Below are 16,033 nucleotides of genomic sequence, written 5' to 3' on the forward strand. Positions count from 1 at the left end.
CAGCCGCCGGCCGGCGAGCGGGTCGTACAGCAGGCGGAGCCCGTGGGGCCCCCCCCCCCCCCCCCCCCCCCCCCCCCCCCCCCCCCCCCCCCCCCCCCCCCCCCCGGCCCGGAACATGTCCAGGGCGCTCTCGAACTCGATGGGGTAGTCGGCCGGCTGGTCGCCGTAGAGGGCCAGCCAGGGACGCTCGTCGTAGGCGCTCATGCCGACCGCTACTTGATGACGACGGGGTTGACCGGCGTGCCCGCCGCCTTCGCCACCTTGAGCGGCGCGGCGACGTAGAGGAAGGCGTACCGGCCGTCCTCGGCGCAGTCGGCGGCCAGCGGCTCGAGGTCGGCGATCTCGGTCAGGGTGACCCCGAGGTTGCGCATCAGCGCGTTGTGCAGCACCAGGGCCACGCCGTTGTTCGGGTCGAAGGTGACCTCGTTGGCGATCGTGTCGGTGACCAGGTTGGGGATCTCCATGTCCTGGAACCACTGCACGAGCTCGGGGGAGTAGACCAGCCCCGGCTCGTTGAAGCCCTCGTAGAAGGCCTCGCCCTGCTCGTGGAACAGCTGCAGGAAGTTCGTGCGGATGACCAGGATGTCCCGCTTCTGGATCGGCGTCCCCTGGGCCTCCGCGCAGGCGACGAGGTCCTCGTGGGTGAAGGTCTCGCCCTTGTCGAGGGTGGCCTTGCCGCGGAAGCGGGCCATGTCCAGCAGCACCGCACGGCCGACGACGCCGCGCTGCGCGATCGGCTCGACGCTGGCCTTCTCCAGCCCGCCGACGGTGGTGCGGGCGTCGTAGCCGTTGTAGATCTTGCCGTCGTACCAGAGGTGGCCGAGGGCGTCGTACTGCGTCGAGCCCTGCAGGTAGGCGTCGATCTTGTCGTCGGCGTAGTGCAGGCCGCCGGGGTACTCCGCCCCCTTGCCGCCCTCGTCCCAGTCGCTCTCGTCCAGCACCTGGGTGCGGACGGCGGGGGTGCGGCCGGGCCACACCGGGTCACCCTTCGGGTCGCCGATGAGGCGCTGCAGCGTGAAGACCTTGCCCGAGCTGACCAGCTTCACCGCGGCGAGCACCTGCTCCGGGCCGAGGTAGTTCAGGGCGCCGACCTCGTCGTCGGGCCCCCACTTGCCCCAGTTGGTCGGAGCGTCCTTGAGCAGCTCACCGAGGTAGGGCGCGGTCGTGGGGGTGTCGGTCACAGAGGCCTCCAGGGCTGGGCGGCGGCCCGTTCGGCGACGGGCGGGGCAGTGACCTGGACTATTCGCCGGTGTGGTGCCGACCACAACCGCCGTGCAACATTCGGTGCAACCGACCACCGCACGCCACCGCCCGAGCAGCCCAGGGAGATCCCATGACCAGCACCGTTCCCGGCAACCCGGAGTCGGTGTTCACCTACGGTGCACCGCAGCTGAAGTTCGGCAACGGCGCCTCCGACGAGATCGGCTACGACCTCAGCCGCTACGGCGTGCGCCGGGTGCTGGTGGTCACCGACGCCGGTGTCGCGGCCACCGGCCATCCCCAGCGGGTCGCCGAGCAGATGGCGCAGTTCGGCATCGAGGCGCGCGTCTACGACGGCGTGCACGTCGAGCCCACCGACGTCAGCCTGGTCGCGGCCATCGACGAGGCGCGCGCCTCCGGCCCCTGGGACGCGTTCGTCGCCGTGGGTGGCGGGTCGAGCATCGACACCGCCAAGGCGATCAACCTGCTCACCACCAACCCCGGTGAGCTGATGGACTACGTGAACGTGCCGGTCGGCAAGGGGCAGGCGCCGTCGGAGCCGCTGAAGCCGCTGGTCGCGGTGCCGACGACGACGGGCACCGGGTCGGAGAGCACGACGATCTGCGTCATGGACGTGATCTCGGCCCGGGTGAAGACCGGCATCAGCCACGCGCGGCTGCGGCCCACGCTCGCCGTCATCGACCCCGACCTCACGCTCAGCCAGCCCGCCGGCGTCACGGCGGCCTCCGGCATGGACATCCTGTGCCACGCGCTGGAGAGCTACACCGCCCGCTGGTACACCACCTACGAGCACAAGTCGCCCGAGGAGCGGGTGCCCTACTGCGGCTCCAACCCGATCTCGGACATGTGGTCGGAGAAGGCGCTCACCCTGCTGGCCGGGTCCTTCCGCACCGCCGTCCGCAACGGCGACGACGCCGGGGCGCGGTCGGACATGGCGATCGCGGCCACCTTCGCCGGCATGGGGTTCGGCAACGCCGGCGTGCACATCCCGCACGCGAACGCCTATCCGATCGCCGGGCAGGTGAAGGACTTCCACCCGAAGGACTACCCGGGCGGCGAGGCGATGGTCCCGCACGGGATGTCCGTCGCGCTGACCGCGCCGGAGGCCTTCCGGTTCACCTTCGAGGCGTCCCCGGAGCGGCACCTCCGCGCGGCCGAGCTGCTCGCCCCGGGCGCCGACCGCCCGTCGGACCTCTCGGAGTTCCTGCCGACCGTGCTCGCCGACCTGATGCGCGACATCGACATCCCCAACGGGGTGGGCGCCGTCGGCTTCGGCGAGGGGGACATCCCCGACCTCGTCGACGGCGCGATGAAGCAGCAGCGGCTGCTGGCCACCTGCCCGCGCGCGGTCACCGAGGACGACCTCGCCGGGATCTTCCAGCGGTCGATGGCCCTCTGGTGAGCGGGATCAGCGGGGCGGGATGACCGTCTTCGTGACCTGACCGGTCGCGACCAGCCGGCCGTCGACGGTCGCCTCGGCCCGCATGAACGCCACGGCCCGGCCCCGGCGCAGCACGGTGCCGACGACCTCGACGGTGGCTCCGGCGGCGACCGGCCGGAGCAGCGAGGCGGCGACGTCGTGGGTGACCGCGTGCTCGCCCTCGCCGAGGCCGGGCAGCAGGGCCACGAACGAGGCGACGTCGAGCAGCGCGTAGACGATGCCGCCGTGCAGCAGCCCGGCCTGGTTCTGCGCGGCCGGGCCGACGGGGAACCGGATGCCGGCGGAGGGATCGGACTCGTCGCGCAGCTCCACCCCGAGGAACCGGTGCAGGGGGATGTCGAGCACCGCCTGGATGCGGGGATCGCGAACGCTCTCGGACAGCACGGGCGGAACTCCTCGGGGTGGGGCGGGGCAGGCTAGCCGCCGGGACCCGGAGGCCCACGGCGAGGTTGTGGAGACCTCCGATCGTCCACAAGCCCCTCTGCGCAGCTCCCGGCGGGTGCCCGCGCCGCCATACGCTGCCGCCGGTCCGGGGGACGCGGAGGGGCGGTGGTGGGCGTGTACGGGGATCCCGCTGCGCTGGACGCGCTGGCCGACGAGCTGTGCGGGCGCGCCCGGCAGGTCCGCGTCGCCGCCGACGAGCACCGGCGCGAGGGGGAGCGGGCCCGCTGGGTGTCGGACGCGGCCACGGCCTACCGCCGGCAGCTGGCGGCCGACTGCGCCGCGGTCGACGCCGCGGCCGACGGGATGGAGAGCGCTGCCGAGCTGCTGCGCCGGCACGCCGACGAGATCCGCGACCGGCTGGCGGCGATCGCCCGCGCCGAACGCGAGGTCCGCGCCTGGCTGGCCGAGCAGGCCGACCGCGGCGGGGAGCTACTCGGGGACGTGGGCAGCGTCCTCGGCCGGCTGCCGGAGACCGGTGCGGACGCGTGGCGCCAGGCGTCGTCCCGGCTGAGCCGGCTGGGCCTGTGGTGACCGGCCCCGGCGGGGAGGTCCGCAGCACCGTGCGCCCCGGGACGGCGACGTCGGCCCCGGACGCGTCCGCCCGGCGCCTGCTGCTGACCGCCGCGGAGTGGGCCGTGCTCGTCGGCGGCCGGCTGAGCGCGTCGCCGCCGGCGTTCCGGCCCGCCCCGGTCGGTCGCGGGGAGCGGGACGCCGCCGTCGCCGCCCTGGCCGGGCGCGGGGTGCTGCGCGCACCGGCCGGCGGCCCGGTCGAGCCGGCTCCCGCGGTCGCGGCCGACCTGGCGGTGCTGCGCTCCCCGCTGCTGGCGGTGCGGCTGGAGGTCGCCGGCCGGGGCGGTGCGCGGCAAGGCTGGTTCGCCCTCGGGTCCGGGGGAGTGGTGGTCGTGCTGAGCCTGCCGCACGGCGGGGTCGACCTGTCGTTGGCGCCCGGTGCCGGCCTGGGCCGCGAGCTGTTCCGGGCGGTTCCGGACGCCGCCGCCGTCACCGGGGCGCCCCCGGGGAACGGCGCCCCGCCGGCCGGGGCGCTGCCGCTGGACCTGCTGGACGCCTCACCGGCGGGAGGTGGGGGGCCGGCGGCGACCGCGGGGGAGCGGGCGCTGGCCGATGAGCTCCTGCGGCGCACGGCCGGGTCGCTCGGGTGCCTGGTGCTGGGCCGCGCCGGGACCTCGGTCGGGGCCGGGCAGGTGTGCTGGCTGGCCACCGACGGTGGCTGGGCCGGCCTGCGGCCCCGTCCAGGGGAGGCGCACCGGGTCGTCGACGTGGTGCCGGTGCGGCCGGCCGATCTCGGCGCCTGGGTCGCGCCGACGGTGGCGGCGCTGCTGGCGGCCGGGTCGTGACCACGCCGGCGATCTCGGTCAGCGGCGGCGCCGGGGGCGTCGAGGCCGACCTGGCCGACCTGGCCGCCCTCGCCCGCGGCAGCACCGGCCTGGCCGAGGCGCTCGCCCTGACCAGTGCCCGCTGCCACCCGGTGCTCGCCGATCCGGATCTGCTGGCCTCCGCCCTGCTCGATCCGGCGGGCGTGGCGCGGTTCGAGGCCGCCCTGCTCGAGGCGCTGGACGGCCCGGACGGGCTGACGGTGCTCGCCGCGCGGTTCGCCGCCCGGGCCGTGGCCCTGCAGGGAGCCGCCGGCGCCTACGAGGCCGCCGACCGCGCACTGGCCGAGCTGGCCGACGACCTGGAGTGGGCCGCGGGGTTCTTCTGGCCGGTCACCGCCGGGGCGCTGCTGCTCGGCGGAGCGGGCCGGGTGATGACCGGTCCCGCCGGTGCCGCCGTCGACGTCGCCGTCCTGCTCGACGACCCCGGGCGCTGGCTGACCGAGCACCCGGGCCTGGTCGACCACGTCATGGGGGCCCTGCCCGGGATCGGCAGCCACCTCGGTGTGCTGAGCTCCGGGCTGACCGGAGGGTGGCTGGGCGGGGGTGACGTCGCGGTCGCGGCCCGCCGGCTGGGCCGGCTGTGGCCGGACGGGAGCCCGGTGGTCAGGCGGCTGCCCGACGACGTCTCCGGTCCCGGGACCGTTGCGCCGCGGGGGATCGACGACCTGCTGGCGGCGCTGGAGGTCCGTGCGCTGCACTCCGGCTCCGGGCAGGACACGATCGCCGTCCGGGTGATCACCCACGCGGACGGCAGCGCCGCCTACGTCGTCGACATCCCGGGCACCGCGGAGTGGAACGCGCCGTTCGGGCCGCTGAACCCGCAGACGCACGACCTCGGCACCAACCTCCGGGTGCTCGGTGGCGAGGCCACCACCCGCCAGCAGGCGGTCGCCGACGCGCTCCGGCGGGCGGGGGCCAGCCCCGCGGACCCGGTGATGCTGGTCGGCTACAGCCAGGGCGGCATGGTCGCCGCCCAGGCGGCCGCCGACGCCGGCACCCCCGACTTCGACTTCGACGTGCGCAGCGTGGTCACCGCCGGTTCGCCCATCGCGCGCGCCGCGGTGCCGCCGTCGGTGCAGGTGCTGGCGCTGGAGAACGTGTACGACGTCGTCCCGCAGCTGGACAGCCGGGCCAACGACGACAGCCCGAACGTCACCACGGTGACGTTCGCGGGCCGGCACGGCGGCATCGGCGCCAACCACGGCCTCGGGACGGCGTACCGGTCGGCCGCCCGCGCCGTCGACGCGAGCGACGACCCGTCGCTGGTCGCCTTCCGGGCCGGCGCCGCGCCCTTCCTGGTCGGGCCCGGCGAGGAGGAGGCGACAGTGGTCGCGCACGTCTACGAGATCGGCAGGAGATGACCCGGGCACCTCCCTCCGGGTGACGTGCGGCACGTCGGCGGATTCACGGCCGTCTTGGTTCTGCGGGCACCGATGACTCTCCGTAGCCTGAGGACGTCGAGGCGTCACTGCTGACGCTCGGGGGCTCGGGGGAGGGCGACGTGTCGTGGTGGGGCTGGCTGCTGGTCGGCTGGGCGATCGCCTCGGTGGCCGGCAGCATCGTGGTCGGCATGGCGATCCGCACCGCGGACCGGCGCGACCTGCGCCGCGACCGCGCGGACGAGTGGCTCGATCCGCGGGACGAGGACGCGGCGTAGCGCCCCGCGACGGCCGGGGCCCGGCCACCGCCCGAGCCGCTTCCGCCCGACAGCCGACCGGCGCGACCCCGTAGCGTTCGGCGCCATGTCGCGAGGTCGCACGGTCGCGGTCGTCGGGAGCGTCGTCGTGCTCGTCACCGCCCTGACGGTCCTGATCCCGGGCAGCCCGACACGGGCGTTCGTCCGGGGCGTCGTGCACGCGGAGTGCCACACGTGGGTGGGGGACGGGGGGAACCGCTCCCTGGCCGTCTACGGGGACTCGATCAGCCACGGCGACAGCGAGCCCCGGTTCGGGCTCCACGGCACGCGTTCCTGGTACTCCGCCCTCGTCTGCGGCGACCGGTTCACCGACGGCGGCAACGCGGCCGTTCCGGGGGAGACGTCGGCGGAGATCCTGGCGCGCCTGGCGGCGGACGCGCCGGAGGTCGACGTCCTGGTCGTCCAGGCGGGCACGAACGACCTCCGCCTCGGGGTGCCGACGGAGGAGACGGTGGCGAACCTGCGGCAGGCGGTCCGGCTCGGACAGGACGCTGCCGACACGGTGCTGCTGGCAACGGTGCAGCCGTGGCACGGCACGGACGCCACGGAGCTCAACGACGCGGTCCGCCGGCTGGCCGCCGAGACGGGCGTCGAGCTGGTGGACTTCGCCGGGGTGCTCGGCGACCGCCGCCTGACCCGCGACGGCGTCCACCCCCTGCCTGCAGGGGCTCGCGAGCTGGCCCGGCTGGTGGCGGAGGCCGCGGCCTAGCCGCCGGCCCGTCCGTCCGCCGGTGCCGAGCCGCGTCAGCCGTGCGGGTTCCCCGGACCAGGGCCGGCGGAGCGGTTCAGTCCAACGCGTTCAGTGACGAGACGGACTCGCGCGTCGGGCCGAAGCCGATCGGCGCGTGCTGGAGGTAGTGCGTCCGGTGCGTCCCGGCCGCCGAGTAGATGCCCTGCTTGATGTAGACCGACTGGCCCTCGTACAGGTTGGCGACGCGCTCGGAGAGGACCTGCTCACCCTGGTGCCAGACCTCGATGAGGCCCTTCTCCGGGTCCGGGGACCAGACGAAGCGGACCGTGTGGTCGTTCCACGAGCCCTTGGCGATGGTGCCGAGGTCGAACGTCCGGACGTACTGCGCGTCACCGGCGACCCTCCCGCCGGTGCCACCGCGGACGTCGACCATGAGGTGCTCGTCCACGTCGGACCAGAAGTGCACGTTCGGGTTGCCGGAGTTCACCGTCTGGTGCCACTGGGTGTAGATCAGGAACTGGCCGCGCTCGTCCCAGTCGAAGTCGGCCGGGAAGAACGTGGACCACGCCCACCACTGCTCGTCGCCGGGCTGGACGTCGCCGGAGTCCGCGATGGAGTCGCGGACCTCGGAGCGGAGGGTGCCGTGCGTGCCGTTCCAGCCGGTGTCGCCGGGCTTCACGGTGAAGAAGGCGGTGCGCTCGGAGCCGGGGTAGGGGTTGGCCGTCGTGGTGCCGTACTGGTCCGGCCGGAGGGCGTGGATCTCGGGCCAGGGGTCGGGGGCCAGCGTCGTGGCGTCGTAGCCCCAGACCCTCGTGGGCTGGACGGAGGGCTGTTCGGGCTCGGGCCGGGGGTCGGTCGTGGGAGGAGTCGTCGGCGTCGTCGGAGGGGTCGTCGGCGTCGTCGGAGGGGTCGTGGGCTCCGCGGGAGGCGTCGGCGGCTCGCTGGGCACCGTGGGCTCGGACGGAGGGGTCGTCGGGGCCTCCACTTCCGGGGTGGTCGGCTCGGCCGGCCGGCCGGCGGGGTAGATCTGCACCGGCTCGCTCCGCTCGCCCTGCACCTTGGTGTGGTCCCGCGCCACCACCACGAACGCGTAGCTCGGGATGGACAGCGGCAGGCGCGGCGACCTCCAGCCGGTGGCGCTGGTGGAGCCCACGATGCGGCCGGCGGCGCCGGAGGTGACGTCGATGACGAGGTAGTCGCGGGCGCCGGGCACCGCGGACCAGTTCAGGACCGCCCGCTGATCGACGGCCTCGCCGGTGACATCCGCCGGGGCGACCAGGACGGAGGCGGCCTGGGTCTGCGACGCGACGGGCCGAGGGACCGCGACCACGGCACCGGTGAGCCCCGCACCGCCGATCAGGGTCAGGGCCGCCAGGGTGGCCAGGTTGCGCTTGTTCATGGCGTCGGTCCTCACGTCAGGTCGGGCACGGCAGGGAGGAGACGGCCTGCGGCACGGCGGCGCCGCCGGGAGCGGCGCTGAGCCGGTGGGCCGGGCACCCGGGGCTGTTCGGCGCCACCGGCTGGTCAGGGGCCTGCCCCGGCCGCGGCCACCTGGCCTCCGGTCCGGCGCCGGCGAGACCGCCGGTCCGACCGGCGATCTCTGCACTTACTGTCACGGTTCGATTGCGCCACGTTATCGCGACGGTGACACAGAGGCGCGCCGATCGACCTGTCCTAGCCGTGCCGACGCACCCGCGGCCCGGCTGCACGTCTGCCTCGACACCGGCGCCCGCACCAGCAGCGACGTCGGGCCTCGTGAGCCGGCCGCCTACCGCCCGTGCGACGGCATGACCTTCGTCACCTGTGTGCGTCGTCCACCGACCGGGTGACAGAGAACGTCGAACTCTGCGGCCGTGTGCCTCGCCACGCATCCCCGACGATCAGCGAGCAGGGTGACGGGCGACGTGGAGCGGTGCGGTCGGGCGCAGCTCCGGTGCCGGCGGAGGCGCCGCGCGGCACTCTCTTCTGCGGACGAAACCGCAGGTCAGCACCGGTGGGGCGGGTGGGGCTCGAACCCACGACCCAGGGATTATGAGACCGGTCGGCCCGGTGTCGGCGGTGAACGGCCGTGACCACTCCTGCTCGCCTCCGCAGGTCAACGGCTCGACGTAGTGCGGCCGCGTTCGGTCCGGTGCATGACGGCTACGCGCGACCGTGCCCACCTTGTGCCCACTCGAGCAGCCCTACGGCCATGGCAGCGTCCGCGCGGCCCCGCAGTACTCGCAGGGAGTGGCGCTCTACCGACCAAGCACCGTCAGTGGCCGGCCACCGTGTCCCAGGGGGACTCGAGTGCCGCCACGTGGCGGCGTAAGCGTAAGCGTCGAGGAATCGAGCTCCCGAGTCCACGCACGTCACGGTTGAATCACCGGCAGCGCGTGCTCATGCATCGTTGCGCGGACTCACGGCGCAGCCTGGTCCGGGGGGATGGCGTCAGGCCGCTGGCTGGGCGAATCGGGGCTGTAGCAGCAGCATCGGGATGACCAGCGCCGCGTTGACGGCGAACATGAAGGGCAGTCCGCGGGCCTCGGCGTAGCCGCCGAGCAGAGGGAGTCCGGCGATCGCGCCGAGGGCCAGGGCGCCCAGCGCGACGCTGAAGCCGGTGGCCGGTCGTTCCGGGAACACCTCGCCGGACCAGATGACCAGCAGTGCGGAGAGAACCATGAAGCTCGAGCCGAAGAGCACTGCGGAGGTCGTCAGCAGCGGCCAGGACGGCGTTAGGACGAGGAGCGCGGAGGACAGGCCCAGGGCGATCGAGGTGGCGACCAGCGTCCGCCGCAGCCCGCCTGTAGCTACCAGGTAGCCGGTGGCTGTGCCCGCGATCCCGCTGCCGCCTACGAGCACCCAGAACACCGGTGCCGCGATGTCGGATAGGCCCGGTGCGCCCGCGATGCGGTCGACCGCATAGGTCCAGTACACGGTGCTGGTGAGACCGAACCCGGCGCTGCCGAGAAGGAGGGGCGCACTGCCGATGCGCCGCAGCCAATGCCACGGCGATGTGCCCGCGAGGATGTCCGCGCGCTGCGGATCGGGCCCGCTGGGCAGTAGTAGTGCGTTCCAGACCACCGAGCCCAGGGCGAGGACGGCGAAGCCGGCCCACGCCAGGCGCCAGACGGATCCCTCGCTGGCCAGCCAGGCGGCCGGGGCGGAGACGAGCACGCCGAACGTCGTACCGGACGTGATCACCGACAGGGTGCGGTCTCGCCGGTCCCGGGGCACCCGCCTGGCGACGGCGTCGGAGAAGGGCGCCCAGCACCAACCGGGGCTCGTCGCGGCGATGAAGACCCCGATCGCGAACACCACCGTGTTCGGCGCCGCGGCGACCATGGCCGTGCCGACGGTCGCCGCCGACGTGCCGATCAGGACGGGCAGGCGTGGCCCTGTCCGGGCGACCGTCGCTCCGGTGACGAGCAACGCCAGCAGGTAGCCGGCGTACCCGCCGGCGGCGAGCAACCCCGCGGTCTCGGTGGACAGGCCGAAGGACTCGCGGAACTGTGGCAGGAACAGCCCGTACCCGTACCGGGCGAAGGCGAAGGACACCGCGATGGCCGTGAGGCCCGCCGCCGCCAGATGACCGGGAGATGATGCGACTCGCACGCCCGATCGTCCATCCTCGCTGTGGTGGGGATTCCCCCAGTGCCGGGCACGGTGCCAGCCGGTCAGTCGTCGCGCCGCTCGGTCGGCATCGCCAGCGTCACCCAGTCGTGCATGCCGCCCCGGTAGTACGCCAGCGCCTGAGCCGGATATCCCGCGTCGAGCAGTTGCCGGATCGCCCGAGGCGACTGGGGACACTGCGGACCGTTGCAGAACAGGATCGACACCCGGTTCCGGTCGAGCTCCTCCATGCGGCCGACCATCTCGTCGTGCGGGATGTGCACCGATCCCGGGATGGTGCGCCCACCGAACGAGCCGGCCGTTCGGCAGTCGATGACGAGAGCCCCCTGCTCGACCATCTCCGTGAGTTCGAGTTCCCCGACCGTGCGGACGCCCGGAGCCGCCTCGAGACGCTGCATCTCGCCCCACGTGGTGTCCACCGCGACGACATCCGGTTCGTCCGGCACCGTCCAGGGCACGCTCCGCGGCTTTTCCTCCCGGACCCGTTCGCGACGTTGCATTCGTCCCCCCTCCGTCCCCGAGGACGAATCCTCCTCCGCCGGTCCCGGCGCGGCTACTCCGGCCGCACCAGCCACAGGAGTCACGTGGACGTGGCAGCCCGCCCTCCTGGCAGCAGCCTTGCTGCGTCAACGGTGCTGCGAACGGGCCTGCATCGGGAGACCCCTGATCAGCGCGAGGGCACGTCGGACGCGGGCGGACGATCGGCCGGGTGCCTGGTCTCCGTTGACGGCCACCCAGCCTGCGTGGTCGTAGCTGATGTCGCCATGGGAGGCATCGTCCGGGGCCCGTCGACCCGCTCGGACAGCAGCGGGCGGTCGGAAGGTGAGATGCGTAGAGGAAGGCGAAATGCGGACCGCCGGCCTGTCCGGTCCCTGCCGAGGGGCGCCGCTCGGGGCAGTGGTGGAGGCGGTCATCGGAGCAGGCCGGCGGCGATCTGCACGAGGATGGCGGCGGCGACGAGGAGCACGAGATAGGCGAACCAGCGGCGCAGCCGGGCGGTGTCCAGGCGACTGCCGAGCCCGCCGGCGGCCAGCGCGGCGATGACGGCCGCGGCCGTGAATGCGACGGTGACCGGCACGTCGAGTGTCACCTCGCCGGCGTGTGCGGCAAACCCGGCTGCAGCGTTGGCCGCGATGATGACCAATGAGGTCCCGATGGCGGTGCTCATGGGCAGGCCGAGCACCATCACCAGCACGGGGATGATCAGGAATCCGCCGCCGACGCCGAGCAGGCCGGTGAGGAACCCGACGACCAGCCCGCCGGCGAGGGTGCGGGGCAGGCAGCGGCGCCAGTTGACCCGGCCGCCGTCGACCGCGCAGGCCGCGCCGGTCGTGGGCTTCTCCTGAAGCATCCGCATGCCCGCGGTCGCCATGAGGGCGGCGAACAGTGCGAGCGTGACCTCCTCTGGGAGCCGCCGGTTGACCGCGGCCCCGGCGGAGGCGGTGGCTGCGCCCGCGGCGCCGAACATCAGTGCGATCCGCCAGGCGATCTGGCTGGCGCGCAGCCTCGGAAGCAGCGCGACGACGGCGGTGATGCCGACGACCAGCAATGAGGTGGCCACAGCCTGGGGCAGGTCCTGGCCGGCGGCGTAGACCAACGCCGGGACGGCCAGGATGGAACCGCCGCCGCCGAGCAGACCGACGAGTGCGCCGATGGCCAGCCCGGCGGCGGCGGCGACGATCACGACTGCAGCGATCGTCGCGCGTCGTCGAGGGACATAGGGCGTCCGCCACGGTTGTAGGGGAGCCTGGTCAGGGCCGCGCCCATCGCGCAGGTTTCGGTGACCGCAGCGGTGACCAGCCCGGCGCCGATGTCGCCGGCGAGAAAGCGGGCCCGCGGGAAGCGCAGGCTGGCCACGATACTGCCGGCGACGATGCTTCCGGTTACCAGGCGGACCTGGCGCTCCAGAGCCCAGCGGCTGCGGCCTCGGCGGACCGGCTGCCCGGAGTTGGCGTGCCTGGTGACGCCGCCGTCTAGGACCGCCAGCTGGTCTGCGCCAGCCGCGCTCAGCGCGTCGTAGGCGCTGCGTGCTCGGGTGCCGGCTTGGCAGACAAGCACGACGGAGCCGTGGAGTTCGCCGGCGAACTGGTCGGCGTGGGCCTGCAGGAGCGGTAGGGGGATGTTGATCGAGCCGGGGATGTGCGCGGTCTCGTGCTCGGCCGGTGTGCGCACGTCGATGACGGTCGGCGGCTGAGGACCACTCAGTCGGCCGGAGAGGTCGGCCGGGGTGATGGTGGGGGTGGTGCGGGAATCCACGGGATCCGTCGTCCTCGGATGCTGGGCAGGTCGGGGGAGGTGGGCCGGCGGGCACCGGGGTTGGGGGGCGCCCGGTGCCCGCCGGGGTCTGGGGGGTCAGGTAGCGGCGGGCTGTACGTGCAGGCCGGCGGCGGCTGCGCCGGTGCCGGGATCGGCGTAGCCGCCGTCGACCAGGACCGGGCGGCGGCCGGCGCGGGCGAGCAGCGAGGCGGCGATCGAGGCGCGGTAGCCCGAGCCGCAGTACACCCAGACCTCGTCGTCCGGGACCTCGTCGATGCGCTCGGAGAGCTGGTGGATGGGGATGTGCTGCGAGCCGCGCACACCCCCGCTCCTGCGCTCGTCGTCGCGGCGGGCGTCGAGGACGACCAGGTTGGTGTCGGTGGCCATCGCGGCGGCCAGACCGGCGAAGTCGCTGACCGGGTAGGACTCCAGGGCCCGGTCGGCGGCGAGCTCCTCCGGGGTGCCGATAGCAGCGCCGGCGAGCCGGTCGATGCCGATGCGGACCAGCACGCGGCGGGCCTCGGCGACCTGCTCGGACGTCTCGCCGATCAGGGTCAACGGCGCACCCCACGGCACCAGCCATCCCACGTAGGTGAGGAAGTTGGTGGACAGCTCGAAGTTCAGCGCGCCGGGCAGGTGACCGGCGGCGAACGCGGTACGGGTGCGCAGGTCGACGACCCATTCCCCGGCGGCCAGCCGGTCGGTGAGCTCGGTAGGGTCCACCTCCCGCGGCGGGGACAGGTCGACCGGGGGCGGGCCGGCAGCGTTGGTCGGGCCCATGTGCGCGTACCAGGCCGGGATCGCGGTGAGGCCGGCGATGAGCTGGTCGACGAAGGTCTGCTCGTCCTGGGTCAGCGCCGGGTTGACCTCGACCTGCTGGCCGACGGTGGAGGAGGTGCCGCTGGTGGGGGTGGCCGAGCAGAAGCTGCCGAAGCCGTGGGTGGGGAACACCGGGGTGCCAGCCGGCAGCTCCTGAGCCAGCCGCCGCACGGAGTGGTACTGGGCGTGGGTGAGCTCGTCAGTGTGCTCGGGCCCGACCAGGTCGGTGCGGCCGGTCGCGCCGAAGAGCATGGAGCCGCCGGTGAACACCGCCTGCACCGCGCCCGCGTCGTCGGAGAGGACGTAGCTGACGTGGTGGTGGGTGTGCCCGGGGGTGTGCAACACGCGGAACCGCATCGGCCCGGCGGCGAGGACGTCGCCGTCGGCGGCCGGCAGCCGCTCGTACGCCACCTTGTCCCCGGCCGGCACGGCGTAGTCGGCGCCGGCCCAGTGGGCCAGCTCGACGCCGCCGGTGACGTAGTCGTTGTGGAGGTGTGTCTCCAGCACCAGCCGGACCTTGACGCCCCGGTCGGCCGCGAGGTCGACCACCCGGTCGATGTCGCGCTGTGGGTCGATGACGGCGGCCACGCCGTCGGCGGAGACGAGGTAGCTCCGGTCGCCCAGGCTGGTGGTCTCGATGACGTCGATTTGCATGACCAGCTCCTCGCCCTACCCGGTAGGGGTACCACTAGGTAAATGACGGGATCAGTTGAGCTCGACGGGCCGGCCGTCGGCGGTCCACGCGTTCATGCCGCCGTCGAGGTTCGAGACCGTGTAGCTGGCGGCGGCCAGGGCGTCGGCGGCGCGCTGGCCGCGCCCCCCGCTCTGGCAGACGGTCACGATCGGGGCGTCGGCCGCCAACTCGTCGAGTCGGTCCGCGAGCTGGCCGAGCGGGATGTTGACGGCGCCGGCGATCCGGCCTGTCGCGACCTCAGCGGGCTCGCGGACGTCGACGAGGCGTACGGAGTCGCGCTCGGAGCGCTAGCTGGGCAGGGGTCAGCTGGGGCACGGTGCTCATGGGTTCTCCTGAGGTGATGCGGCGAGGGCGGGGTCCGCCCGGATGGGTCAAGCCAGGCTGAGGAACAGGCGCTCGAGTTCGCGCAGGTCGACCTCGCGGGTCTCCCCGTCCTCAGTGATCGAGCAGTAGCGCATCCCGGTCGAGATGACGGCGAAACCGGCCTTGCTCAGCGCCTTCGACGCCGCAGCCAGCTGGGTGACCACGGCCGTGCAGTCCCGGCCGTCCTCGATCATCTTCACGATGCCGCCGATCTGGCCCTCGATGCGTCGCAGCCGCTTGACGACGTCAGCAAGTTCGCCCTGGGGGATGTCCACGTGCTCAACCATATATACCCCCGGGGGTATCCGCAACCGGGCTGCATAGGGACCGTTGATGTGCACCCGGTGGGCGGGGCATGAGTGGTCGTCGGGGCCGTCGGCATCCCGCGGCACCGTTCGTCGCACCAGGGCTAGAGGTGTTGATCGCGGGCCCGCCGCGGCCCCTGCGTTTGACGCAGGCTGGCATCGGCAACATGAGGCCGACCGCGAGCGCCGCCGAGAGGAGGAGCGCGGTGCTGACGCTGGTCCGGCCTGGGTTGGGTGCGAGTGACTGTCATGACCGTTCCGTGCGGGACAGAGGGTCGGACCCCGGTGGACGGTGAGCGGTCCACCGCACGGGCGGCGTACGCGGCGAGCGGTGTCAGCCGACGAGGGATCGTGGCCGCTTGTTCCCCGCGGTCGCGGCGTGAGCTCGAGCCGGCCCGCCGCGCAGGCCCGCGACGCGACGTGCTCCCCGCACTCGTGGGTTGAGTCCGTTGTTGGGCGCCATCGGCCGCGAACGCGCTCCGCGCCGTCGTGTGACCTCCGCTGGCAGCAGCCGGTGTATTACGCCACAGAGGTGCTGCGTCGTAGGCCGCACTCGGATATTCACTGATCAGGGAGGCGGTAGGTCCAACGTCCTCAGGGGAATTCGCGGGTTTCGGTACAGGTCCCCACGCGCGCGGGCGCGTGCCGACCTGCGCTGAGCGGCTGTTGCCCATCGGACAAGGGCATCCAGCGACCTGGCGACCAGGCTGGTGATCCGGGCCGGTCTGCCGCTGGTGGGACTGCATGACCTTCGTCACCTCGCTGCGTCGCTGACCTACCGGGCCACCAAGGATCTGAAGTTCACCAGCCAGATGCTCGGGCACTCGTCAACGGCGATCACCGAGCAGGTCTACACGTCCGTGTTCGAGGACGTGGAGCGCGAGTCCGCCGAGTCCGCCGCGGCGCTGGTGCCGCGTGCCCACCGTGTGCTCACCACGTGCCCACCCAGGGCCGATGTGCCCGTCGGCGGCTCCGCCCCGAAGGGCGAGACCCCTGGTCAAGACCGGTGGGGCGGGTGGGGCTCGAACCCACGACCCAGGGATTATGAGTCCCATGCTCTGACCGGCTGAGCTACCGCCCCGGTGCTGACAGCCTGC

15 protein-coding genes, 1 tRNA gene and 2 pseudogenes are annotated in these 16,033 nt (G+C 73.6%); 7 read left to right on the forward strand and 11 right to left on the reverse strand.

What is annotated here, in order from left to right:
* Nucleotides 1-212 precede the first annotated feature (212 nt).
* A complete protein-coding gene (locus tag ACI790_RS11290; protein ID WP_456569871.1) occupies nucleotides 213-1,181 on the reverse strand; it encodes a cyclase family protein in 969 nt (322 codons plus the stop codon).
* A gap of 152 nt (nucleotides 1,182-1,333) precedes the next feature.
* On the opposite strand from ACI790_RS11290, the gene ACI790_RS11295 reads away from it, so the two are divergent.
* Entirely contained in the window at nucleotides 1,334-2,623 is a 1,290-nt protein-coding gene (locus ACI790_RS11295) for a hydroxyacid-oxoacid transhydrogenase (RefSeq protein ID WP_456569872.1), read from the forward strand.
* Between the two features lie 6 nt (nucleotides 2,624-2,629).
* Here the strand turns inward: ACI790_RS11295 and ACI790_RS11300 are convergent, their stop codons facing one another.
* Nucleotides 2,630-3,046: a PaaI family thioesterase gene (locus tag ACI790_RS11300; protein ID WP_456569873.1), complete on the reverse strand. Its 417-nt coding sequence runs from the start codon at nucleotides 3,044-3,046 to the stop codon at nucleotides 2,630-2,632.
* 174 nt (nucleotides 3,047-3,220) lie between these two features.
* Between ACI790_RS11300 and ACI790_RS11305 the strand changes: the two genes are divergently transcribed.
* From ACI790_RS11305 to ACI790_RS11325, 5 genes are all read left to right on the forward strand, one after another.
* Nucleotides 3,221-3,637: a hypothetical protein gene (locus ACI790_RS11305; protein WP_456569874.1), complete on the forward strand. Its 417-nt coding sequence runs from the start codon at nucleotides 3,221-3,223 to the stop codon at nucleotides 3,635-3,637.
* Entirely contained in the window at nucleotides 3,634-4,461 is an 828-nt protein-coding gene (locus tag ACI790_RS11310) for a hypothetical protein (RefSeq protein ID WP_456569875.1), read from the forward strand. The genes ACI790_RS11305 and ACI790_RS11310 overlap by 4 nt, the downstream gene beginning before the upstream one ends.
* Nucleotides 4,458-5,861, forward strand: coding sequence for a hypothetical protein (locus ACI790_RS11315; RefSeq protein ID WP_456569876.1), 1,404 nt, complete (start codon nucleotides 4,458-4,460; stop codon nucleotides 5,859-5,861). The genes ACI790_RS11310 and ACI790_RS11315 overlap by 4 nt, the downstream gene beginning before the upstream one ends.
* A gap of 140 nt (nucleotides 5,862-6,001) precedes the next feature.
* Nucleotides 6,002-6,157 carry a hypothetical protein gene (locus ACI790_RS11320; protein WP_456569877.1) on the forward strand — a complete coding sequence of 52 codons (156 nt, stop codon included), beginning with the start codon at nucleotides 6,002-6,004 and terminating at the stop codon, nucleotides 6,155-6,157.
* A gap of 85 nt (nucleotides 6,158-6,242) precedes the next feature.
* Nucleotides 6,243-6,905, forward strand: coding sequence for an SGNH/GDSL hydrolase family protein (locus ACI790_RS11325; protein WP_456569878.1), 663 nt, complete (start codon nucleotides 6,243-6,245; stop codon nucleotides 6,903-6,905).
* A 76-nt stretch (nucleotides 6,906-6,981) separates the two neighbouring features.
* Here the strand turns inward: ACI790_RS11325 and ACI790_RS11330 are convergent, their stop codons facing one another.
* The 8 genes and pseudogenes from ACI790_RS11330 to ACI790_RS11365 form a co-directional block, all read right to left on the reverse strand.
* Nucleotides 6,982-8,286, reverse strand: coding sequence for a heparin lyase I family protein (locus tag ACI790_RS11330; RefSeq protein WP_456569879.1), 1,305 nt, complete (start codon nucleotides 8,284-8,286; stop codon nucleotides 6,982-6,984).
* Between the two features lie 1,031 nt (nucleotides 8,287-9,317).
* Nucleotides 9,318-10,424 carry an MFS transporter gene (locus ACI790_RS11335; RefSeq protein ID WP_456569880.1) on the reverse strand — a complete coding sequence of 369 codons (1,107 nt, stop codon included), beginning with the start codon at nucleotides 10,422-10,424 and terminating at the stop codon, nucleotides 9,318-9,320.
* 119 nt (nucleotides 10,425-10,543) lie between these two features.
* Nucleotides 10,544-11,074 carry a rhodanese-like domain-containing protein gene (locus ACI790_RS11340; RefSeq protein ID WP_456569881.1) on the reverse strand — a complete coding sequence of 177 codons (531 nt, stop codon included), beginning with the start codon at nucleotides 11,072-11,074 and terminating at the stop codon, nucleotides 10,544-10,546.
* Nucleotides 11,075-11,409: 335 nt separating this feature from the next.
* Nucleotides 11,410-12,183: a TSUP family transporter gene (locus tag ACI790_RS11345; protein WP_456569882.1), complete on the reverse strand. Its 774-nt coding sequence runs from the start codon at nucleotides 12,181-12,183 to the stop codon at nucleotides 11,410-11,412.
* Nucleotides 12,180-12,755, reverse strand: coding sequence for a rhodanese-like domain-containing protein (locus tag ACI790_RS11350; protein ID WP_456569883.1), 576 nt, complete (start codon nucleotides 12,753-12,755; stop codon nucleotides 12,180-12,182). Before ACI790_RS11350 ends, ACI790_RS11345 begins: the two co-directional genes overlap by 4 nt.
* Before the next feature lie 96 nt (nucleotides 12,756-12,851).
* Nucleotides 12,852-14,228, reverse strand: coding sequence for an MBL fold metallo-hydrolase (locus tag ACI790_RS11355; RefSeq protein WP_456569884.1), 1,377 nt, complete (start codon nucleotides 14,226-14,228; stop codon nucleotides 12,852-12,854).
* Between the two features lie 51 nt (nucleotides 14,229-14,279).
* Nucleotides 14,280-14,537, reverse strand: a pseudogene (locus ACI790_RS11360) (rhodanese-like domain-containing protein); the annotation flags it as partial.
* A 102-nt stretch (nucleotides 14,538-14,639) separates the two neighbouring features.
* Nucleotides 14,640-14,906, reverse strand: coding sequence for a metal-sensitive transcriptional regulator (locus tag ACI790_RS11365; protein WP_456569885.1), 267 nt, complete (start codon nucleotides 14,904-14,906; stop codon nucleotides 14,640-14,642).
* 725 nt (nucleotides 14,907-15,631) lie between these two features.
* On the opposite strand from ACI790_RS11365, the pseudogene ACI790_RS11370 reads away from it, so the two are divergent.
* A pseudogene (locus tag ACI790_RS11370) lies at nucleotides 15,632-15,790 on the forward strand (tyrosine-type recombinase/integrase); the annotation flags it as partial.
* A gap of 153 nt (nucleotides 15,791-15,943) precedes the next feature.
* On the opposite strand, the gene ACI790_RS11375 reads toward ACI790_RS11370, so the two are convergent.
* Nucleotides 15,944-16,017, reverse strand: a tRNA-Ile gene (locus ACI790_RS11375).
* Between the last annotated feature and the right edge of the window lie 16 nt (nucleotides 16,018-16,033).

The sequence above is a fragment of the Blastococcus sp. SYSU DS0539 genome (assembly GCF_054050855.1).